This is a genomic window from Mycobacterium sp., from assembly GCF_032159565.1.
Classification (GTDB): domain Bacteria; phylum Actinomycetota; class Actinomycetes; order Mycobacteriales; family Mycobacteriaceae; genus Mycobacterium.
The window spans coordinates 1-7,886 of record NZ_JAVHWR010000043.1 but is presented as its reverse complement, the minus strand read 5'-3'; the positions used below and the strand labels follow the sequence as shown (position 1 = coordinate 7,886).

General features: G+C 68.8%; 8 protein-coding genes. 6 read left to right on the top strand and 2 right to left on the bottom strand.

Going from position 1 to position 7,886, the window contains the following annotated elements:
- From QOC76_RS05855 to QOC76_RS05835, 5 genes are all read left to right on the top strand, one after another.
- Positions 1 to 1,167 (top strand): YifB family Mg chelatase-like AAA ATPase (locus tag QOC76_RS05855; RefSeq protein WP_526355136.1); only part of this gene is annotated, 1,167 nt, incomplete at its 5' end.
- A complete protein-coding gene (gene dprA / locus QOC76_RS05850; RefSeq protein WP_526355134.1) occupies positions 1,164 to 2,294 on the top strand; it encodes a DNA-processing protein DprA in 1,131 nt (376 codons plus the stop codon). The genes QOC76_RS05855 and dprA, both read left to right, overlap by 4 nt.
- A 75-nt stretch (positions 2,295 to 2,369) precedes the next feature.
- The gene (locus QOC76_RS05845; protein WP_526355132.1) at positions 2,370 to 3,224 is read left to right on the top strand and encodes a siderophore-interacting protein; all 855 of its coding nucleotides are present in this window, start codon (positions 2,370 to 2,372) and stop codon (positions 3,222 to 3,224) included.
- 24 nt (positions 3,225 to 3,248) lie between these two features.
- Entirely contained in the window at positions 3,249 to 4,409 is a 1,161-nt protein-coding gene (locus tag QOC76_RS05840) for a lactate 2-monooxygenase (protein WP_526355130.1), read from the top strand.
- A 31-nt stretch (positions 4,410 to 4,440) separates the two neighbouring features.
- The gene (locus QOC76_RS05835; RefSeq protein ID WP_526355128.1) at positions 4,441 to 5,343 is read left to right on the top strand and encodes a tyrosine recombinase XerC; all 903 of its coding nucleotides are present in this window, start codon (positions 4,441 to 4,443) and stop codon (positions 5,341 to 5,343) included.
- 12 nt (positions 5,344 to 5,355) lie between these two features.
- On the opposite strand, the gene QOC76_RS05830 is transcribed toward QOC76_RS05835, so the two are convergent.
- Together QOC76_RS05830 and QOC76_RS05825 are read right to left on the bottom strand one after the other, a co-directional pair.
- Entirely contained in the window at positions 5,356 to 6,795 is a 1,440-nt protein-coding gene (locus QOC76_RS05830; protein WP_526355126.1) for a protein adenylyltransferase SelO, read from the bottom strand.
- A 167-nt stretch (positions 6,796 to 6,962) separates the two neighbouring features.
- Positions 6,963 to 7,454, bottom strand: coding sequence for a M23 family metallopeptidase (locus QOC76_RS05825; protein WP_526355124.1), 492 nt, complete (start codon positions 7,452 to 7,454; stop codon positions 6,963 to 6,965).
- Between the two features lie 295 nt (positions 7,455 to 7,749).
- Here QOC76_RS05825 and QOC76_RS05820 point away from each other — a divergent pair.
- Positions 7,750 to 7,886 (top strand): 30S ribosomal protein S2 (locus QOC76_RS05820; protein WP_526355138.1); only part of this gene is annotated, 137 nt, incomplete at its 3' end.

Genomic DNA, 7,886 nt, shown 5'->3' with positions numbered 1-7,886 from the left:
GTGAGGCCCGTCAAAGGTGTGCTGCCGGCGGTGCTGACCGCCAAGCGGGAGGGCTGGCCGGCCGTGGTGGTCCCGGTCGACAACCTCCGCGAGGCCAGCCTGGTCGACGGGATCGAGGTACTGGGCGCCCCAACGTTGAGGCAACTCCACGCCTGGTTCTCGGGTAAGGCGCAGCTGGACGGGAGGGTCGAGACGTCGAGCACCGAAGCGGAGGTCGACACGGATCTCGCCGACGTCGTGGGGCAGGTTCACGCGCGTTACGCCGTCGAAGTGGCCGCCGCGGGCGCGCATCACCTGACACTGACCGGCCCGCCGGGTGTCGGGAAAACGATGCTGGCGCAACGTCTGCCGGCGCTTCTGCCGGAGTTGACACCCGGCGAGTCGCTGGAGGTCACCGCGATCCATTCGGTTGCCGGGCTGCTGTCGGGCAACACGCCGCTGATCACCCGACCGCCGTTCGTGGCGCCGCACCACACGTCGAGCGTGGCAGCGCTCGTCGGCGGGGGCTCTGGCATGGCCCGACCCGGCGCCGTCAGTCGCGCGCATCGCGGCGTCCTCTTTCTCGACGAGTACGCCGAGGTGGGAAACAGCGCGCTGGAGGCACTGCGAACGCCGTTGGAAGACGGGGAGATTCGGCTCGCCCGGCGTGACGGAGTGGCTCGATATCCCGCCCGCTTCCAGTTGGTGCTCGCGGCCAACCCATGCCCCTGTGCATCCCCCGATCCTCTGGACTGCATCTGCACTTCTGCCGAAAAGCGCCGATATCTGACCAAGTTGTCGGGCCCACTGCTCGACCGCGTCGATCTGCGCGTCTTCATGCACCGTGAGAGAGCAGAAGCTTTTGCCACCGAAGCAGGAGAGTCGACCGCGGCGGTGCGCGAACGAGTGAGGGCGGCGCGCGAAGCGGCGGCGCAGCGATGGCGGAAACATGGCATCCGCACCAACGCCGAGGTCAGCGGCGTCCTGCTGCGTCGGCGCTATCGGCTCGACAAGGATGCGATGGATCCGCTGAAGACTGCGCTCGACCGCGGACTGCTCAGCATCCGCGGTGTCGACAGAACACTGCGGGTCGCCTGGACGCTGGCCGACTTGGCGGGCCGGACGTCGCCGAAAGTCGACGAGGTCAAAACCGCACTCAGCTTCCGGCAGCCGGGCGGCGTGCAATGACAGATGACACGCGACTCGCGTTGGCGTATTTGTCTCGCGTGGCCGAACCGCCCTGTCCGCAATTGACGGAGTTGGTGAGCCGCGTAGGGCCCGTCGAGGCCGCCAGGTGTATCAAGACGGGCGCCGTTTCGCAGGGCCTTGCTCGTTCGACCGAAGCTCGCCGCGGGATCGATTGTGCTGCAGAAGATCTCGACTTACTGAGCCGCCGTGGCGGTCGCTTGATCACCGCCGACGATGACGAATGGCCCTATCTTGCCTTCAGCTCTTTCGCGGGTGTCGATCACCGGGAACGGCCTCAGGCCCATCCGCCGCTGGCCCTGTGGGCGCTCGGCGAGGGCCGCCTCGACGACATGGCCGGCCGTGCTGCCGCGATCGTCGGCACCAGAGCGTGCACCGCCTACGGTGAGCACGTCGCGGCCGACTTGGCGGCGGGCCTCGTCGAACGGGACGTAACGGTGGTGTCGGGCGGTGCATACGGCATCGACGGCGCGGCGCACCGCGCGACGCTCGCCACTGACGGGTTCACCGTCGCCGTGCTCGCAGGCGGCATCGACGTTCCGTACCCGTCTGGCCACTCCGGGCTGCTGCACCGGATCGGGCAGCAAGGTCTGGTGGTCACCGAGTATCCGCCCGGCATCCGTCCGGCGCGGCACCGGTTCCTCACCCGCAACCGGTTGGTCGCCGCGCTGTCGGGTGCAACGGTCGTCGTCGAGGCGGGGGTTCGCAGCGGGGCGGCGAACACCGCGGCGTGGGCGCGGGCGTTGGGCCGCCCGGTGTGCGCAGTGCCGGGACCGATCACGTCGGCGGCGTCGGTGGGGTGCCACGCCTTGCTCAGCGGTGACGCTTACATCGTCACGCGCGCCGCCGATGTCGTCGAGCTCATCGGCCACATCGGCGAGCTCGCGCCCGACGAGCAACGGCCGGGAGCGGTGCTCGACGGCCTCGGTGAGGCCGAGCAGCGGGTCTACGACGCGTTGCCGGCCCGCGGTCGGCGCACCGCCGACCAGATCGCGGTGGCCTCCGGTTTGGCGCCCACGCAGGTGCTTGGGCCGCTGTCGATGCTGGAATTATGCGGTTTGATCATTCGTGACGACGGCTACTGGAAGCTCGTCAAGGCCAGAAGGTAGCCCACCGCGGAATACCGACCGCTCGTATCATTGTTGAGTCCGGCTAACAAGATGCGGCCGAGTTCTGGAGGAACAGTGGCAGGACGTCCCGTGCACACCTTCGAGGTGCTGCGCACCGAGCAGGTGACACCGCACATTATTCGCGTGGTGCTCGGCGGCAGTGGTTTCGACACGTTCACGCCCAACGACTTCACCGATGCGTACGTGAAAAACGTCTTCGTGCGCGACGGCATCGACGTCGCCTCGCTCCCGCAACCGTTGACGCTGGACAGCTTCAACGAACTGCCCGTCGAAAAGCGGCCGACCGTGCGCACCTACACCGTGCGCAGCGTCGACACCGACCGCCGCGAACTCGCCATCGACTTCGTCGTGCACGGCGAGCGCGGTGTCGCGGGCCCATGGGCATTGGCGGCGACACCGGGACAACCGGCGTACCTGATGGGTCCCAGCGGTGCCTATGCCCCGGACCCTGCGGCGGACTGGCATCTGCTGGCGGGCGACGAGGCGGCTCTGCCCGCGATCAGCGTGGCGCTGGAAGCATTGCCCGACAACGCTGTCGGCAAGGTCTTCATCGAGGTCGCCGGACCCGAGGACGAGATCCCGCTCAAGGCGCCGCCAGGCGTCGGCGTGAACTGGATCTACCGCGGCGGGCGTTCGGACCTGGTGCCGGAGGACAGAGCCGGCGACCATGCGCCGCTGATCGCGGCGGTCAAGGAGACCAACTGGCTGCCCGGGCAGGTCCAGGTCTTCATCCACGGCGAGGCGCAGACGGTCATGCACAACCTGCGGCCCTACATCCGCAAGGACCGCGGCGTGGATGCCAAGTGGGCGGCCTCCATCTCGGGCTATTGGCGCCGAGGCCGCACCGAGGAGACCTTCCGGCAGTGGAAGCGCGAACTCGCTCAAGCCGAGGAAGGTGCCAACGCCTGACCCTCGGCCTGGCACGCTGACACCATGGCATTTGGCGACTACCAGCTCGAGATCTACCTGCAGGGCCTGTCCGGCATCGTGCCGAAGCTTCCGATGTCGTACGCGGAGTGGGAGGCCAAGGCGCAAGCCGCGATGCCGCCGTCGGTGTGGTCCTACGTCGTCGGCGGCGCGGGCGACGAGCGCACGCAGCGCGTCAACCGCACCGCGTTCGACGCCTGGGGACTGATGCCGCGAATGTTCGTCGGCGCCAAGGAACGCGATCTCTCCGTCGACCTTTTCGGGTTGAAGCTGCCCTCGCCGGTCTTCATGGCGCCCATCGGAGTGATCGGCATCTGCTCGCAGGACGGCCATGGCGACGTGGCCACTGCCCGCGCTGCCGCGCGCACCGGTGTCCCGATGGTCATCTCGACGCTGACCGAAGACCCGATGGAAGACATCGCCGCTGAATTCGGCGACACGCCAGGGTATTTCCAGCTCTACACGCCCGCGAACCGCGACCTGGCCGCCAGCTTCGTGCAGCGCGCCGAGGCCGCAGGCTACAAGGGCATCGTCGTCACACTCGACACCTGGGTGCCCGGCTGGCGTCCCCGCGACCTGTCGACCTCGAACTTCCCGCAACTGCGCGGAAAGTGCCTGAGCAACTACACCAGTGACCCGGTCTTCCGCGCCGGACTTGCCCAGCCGCCCGAGGAGAACCCGCAGGCCGCCGTGCTGAGCTGGGTTCAGACCTTTGGCAACCCACTCACCTGGGAGGACCTTCCGTGGCTGCGGTCGCTGACCAAGCTGCCGTTGCTCGTGAAGGGCATCTGCCATCCCGACGACGCGCGACGCGCGATCGACGGCGGCGTCGACGGCATCTACTGCAGCAACCACGGCGGCCGCCAGGCCAACGGCGGCATCCCGGCGATCGACTGCCTGCCCGCCGTCGTCGAAGCGGCGAACGGAGTGCCGGTCCTGTTCGACTCCGGCATCCGCAACGGCGCGGACATCGTCAAGGCGCTGGCGCTGGGCGCCACCGCGGTCGGCATCGGCAGGCCGTACGCGTACGGGCTCGCGCTGGGCGGCACGGATGGCGTCGTGCACGTCCTGCGATGCCTGTTGGCCGAAGCCGACCTGATCATGGCCGTCGACGGTTATCCGACGCGCAAAGATCTCACTCCGGAAACGCTTCGGCGCGTCACCTGAGCGGTCGCCTGCTCTCTGCGACGGTAGGTGCGTGGAGGCGATCCTCGAGGAGTTCGACGACCATCTGGCGCTGGAGCGCGGCCGCTCGGACCACACCCGCCGCGCGTACCTGGGCGATCTGCGGTCGCTGTTCGACTTCCTTTCGCAGCGCACGCCCGATGCCCAGCTGAGCAGCCTGAGCCTGCCGGCGCTGCGGTCCTGGCTGTCGGCTCAGGCCGCCGCTGGTGTCGCCCGCACCACGCTGGCCCGCCGCACCTCGGCGGTGAAGACCTTCACCGCATGGGCGACGCGACGCGGCCTGCTGTCCAGCGATCCGGCGGCGCGTCTGCAGGTGCCCAAGTCGCGGCGGACGCTGCCATCGGTGCTGCGCCAGGACCAGGCGCTGGACGCCATGGCGGCCGCCAATTCCGGTGCAGAGCAAGGCGATCCGATGGCCTTGCGGGACCGGCTCATCGTCGAGATGCTCTACGCCACCGGCATCCGCGTCAGCGAGCTGTGCGGCCTCGACGTCGACGACGTCGACATGTCGCGACGGCTGTGCCGCGTCCTGGGTAAGGGCAACAAACAGCGCACGGTGCCGTTCGGCGAGCCGGCCCAGGCCGCGTTGACGGCCTGGCTCACCGACGGACGCCCGGCGCTGGCCACCGGCGACTCGGGGCCAGCGTTGCTGCTCGGCGCCCGCGGCCGTCGGCTCGACCAGCGCCAGGCCCGCACCGTCGTGCACCAGACCGTCTCCGCCGTCGACGGAGCGCCCGACATCGGACCGCACGGGCTGCGGCACAGCGCGGCCACCCATCTCCTCGAGGGCGGCGCGGATCTGCGCATCGTGCAGGAACTTCTCGGCCACTCGACGCTGGCCACCACGCAGCTCTACACCCACGTCACAGTCGCGCGGCTGCGCGCGGTGCACGATCAGGCGCATCCACGCGCCTGAACCAGCGAATCGCTAAGTGCCGCAGAAGGTTTGGTAGCAGCCGCCGAAGTCTTCCGGCGCCGGCTCGGCATAGCGCTCGAACCCCGGCCGCTCCGTATACGGAGACGTTATGGCTGACAGCAGCGCCTGCAGCACAACGAGATCGCCGGCCGTCGCCGCGCCGAGCGCATCCTCGACGAGGTGATTGCGCGGGATGTAGACCGGGTTGACGCGATCCATGGCGTCGGCGTCAGGGGCCAACGCCCGCCACCGGGCCGCCCACTCATCGAAGGGCGATTCGGCCTCTCCACGTGCTGCCCGGCTCAGCTGTCGGAAAAAGGATGTGTAATCCACGCGGTCGCGCTCGAGAAGCGCCAGCAGGTCGTCGGCGAGCTGCCCCACGACCTGGTCGTCGACATCCTTGGTCAGCCCGAGCTTGGCGCGCATGCCGGCCGTCCACGCGGAGGCGTATCGCGACGGGAAATCCTGCAGCAGTGCCGTCGCGAGCGCGATTCCGCGATCCTGGTCCTCGGCGAACAGCGGCAGAAGCGCCTCGGCGAAGCGGGCCAGGTTCCACCCGGCCACCGTCGGCTGGTTGCCGTAGGCGTAGCGGCCCCAGGAGTCGATCGAGCTGAACACCGTCTTGGGATCGAAGGCGTCCATGAAGGCGCACGGACCGTAGTCGATCGTCTCGCCCGAGATCGTCATGTTGTCGGTGTTCATCACGCCGTGGATGAACCCGACCAGCATCCAGCGGGCGATGAGCTCGGCCTGAGCGGTGATGACCGCGTCGAGCAGTGCAAGGTAGGGATTGTCGGCGTCGGCGGCCGCGGGGTAGTGCCTGGCGATGGCGTGATCTGCGAGGCGCCGCAGGACATCCAATTCGCCTGCGGCCGCGACGTATTGGAAGCTGCCCACCCGCAGATGACTCGCCGCGACGCGCGCCAGGACGGCGCCCTCGAGCATGGTGTCGCGCTGAACCGGGCGGCCGGTGGCGACGACCGAGAGCGACCGTGTGGTCGGGATGCCGAGGGCGTGCATTGCCTCGCTGACGATGTACTCGCGCAGCATCGGGCCGACCGCCGCCAGGCCGTCGCCGCCGCGGGCGAACGGTGTGCGACCGGAACCCTTGAGATGGAGGTCCCGAAGCCGGCCCGCGGTGTCGAAGAGTTCACCGAGCAGCAGCGCGCGACCGTCGCCGAGCCTGGGCACCCAGCCGCCGAATTGGTGACCGGCGTAGCCCTGGGCGACGGGCTCGGCGCCGTCGGGCACTTCGGTCCCAACGAGAAGGCCGATCCCGTCGGCGCTTCGTAGCCAGTTCACGTCGAGCCGCAACTCGGCGGCCAGCGGCTCATTGAGGACGAGCAGCCGCGGCACGGGTGCGGATTCCGCCTGCCATCGCACCGCGATCTCCGGCAGCTCACGGGCGAACCGGTTGTCGAGAACCACGGCGGTGTCGGGCGCAATACTCATCGAAATCCAGCCTACGGACGGAGTCGAGGGGAGGCTAAGCCCGAAGCAGATCAATCACCTTGGCGATATCCGGCACGGCCGAGGGGCGGCAAGTCTGCGCGAGCGTGCGCGCCTGTACACAAATGCCCGGCGTGTTGCGTGCAAACATGCACGCTCGCGGTGCGAAGTCATCCGTGTAGGGGTTTGAGCCGAATCGCAGTCGCCGCCAGCAGCCCCAACGGATCCACGTAGTCGGCGTTGGCGGCGGGGCCCCACATCGCTCCCCAGTGCAGGCACGCGGGTGCCGGGCAGCCGTCATGTCCGGCGACCAGGCCGCCGAGCGGGGTTCCCGCGGACACCAACTGCCCCGGCCGCACCGACGGCGTCACCGGCTCGTAGCTCGTCCGCAGACCGCCCGGATGGGCGATCGACACCACCGGCCGACCGGCGAGCACGCCGGCGAACACCACCGTCCCCGGCCCGGCGGCATACACCGGCTGGCCTGGCACCCCGGCCAGGTCGATGCCGCGATGCCCGCGCTGCCAGTTCGGCGTCGGCGCATCGAACGTGCGCAAAACCGCAGGTCGCGGCTGCAACGGCCAGTTCAGGCGGCCGTCGTCGGCACCCGCGGGCGCCGCAGACGCCAACGCAAGGACGAGGATCACCGCCGCGACGCGCATACGTCCAGCTCAGCGCGTCGCAGTCGGTTCTGGAAGCCACCAACCGTTCACCTGGGGATCAGTGCGCCGGTGTGGACAAAGCACCAGTTGGCACGGTGTAAACTCAAATCCGCAATTCGCATCAGCGGATTGACTTCGCGCGCCTGCGCCGCAGCCCCGTTCCACCAGGGTTGCATCCGCGTGCCGGGCGGTCCCGAATCGGAAATCTCCGACCGGGTTCGGCACGCAGCAGACGCCAGGGCCTGGCATCACCCGACGCCGGGCGACAACCGACAACAAGAGGACGTAGCCGACCATGGCTGTCGTAACAATGAAGCAGCTGCTTGACAGCGGCACCCACTTCGGGCATCAGACCCGTCGCTGGAACCCCAAGATGAAGCGGTTCATCTTCACCGACCGCAACGGCATCTACATCATCGACCTGCAGCAGAC

Excerpts from the sequence above, each read along its gene's own strand:
- QOC76_RS05825 (WP_526355124.1), bottom strand. The coding sequence starts at position 7,454 with ATGCGCGTCGCGGCGGTGATCCTCGTCCTTGCGTTGGCGTCTGCGGCG.
- QOC76_RS05840 (WP_526355130.1), top strand. The coding sequence starts at position 3,249 with ATGGCATTTGGCGACTACCAGCTCGAGATCTACCTGCAGGGCCTGTCC.
- dprA (WP_526355134.1), top strand. The coding sequence starts at position 1,164 with ATGACAGATGACACGCGACTCGCGTTGGCGTATTTGTCTCGCGTGGCC.
- QOC76_RS05830 (WP_526355126.1), bottom strand. The coding sequence starts at position 6,795 with ATGAGTATTGCGCCCGACACCGCCGTGGTTCTCGACAACCGGTTCGCC.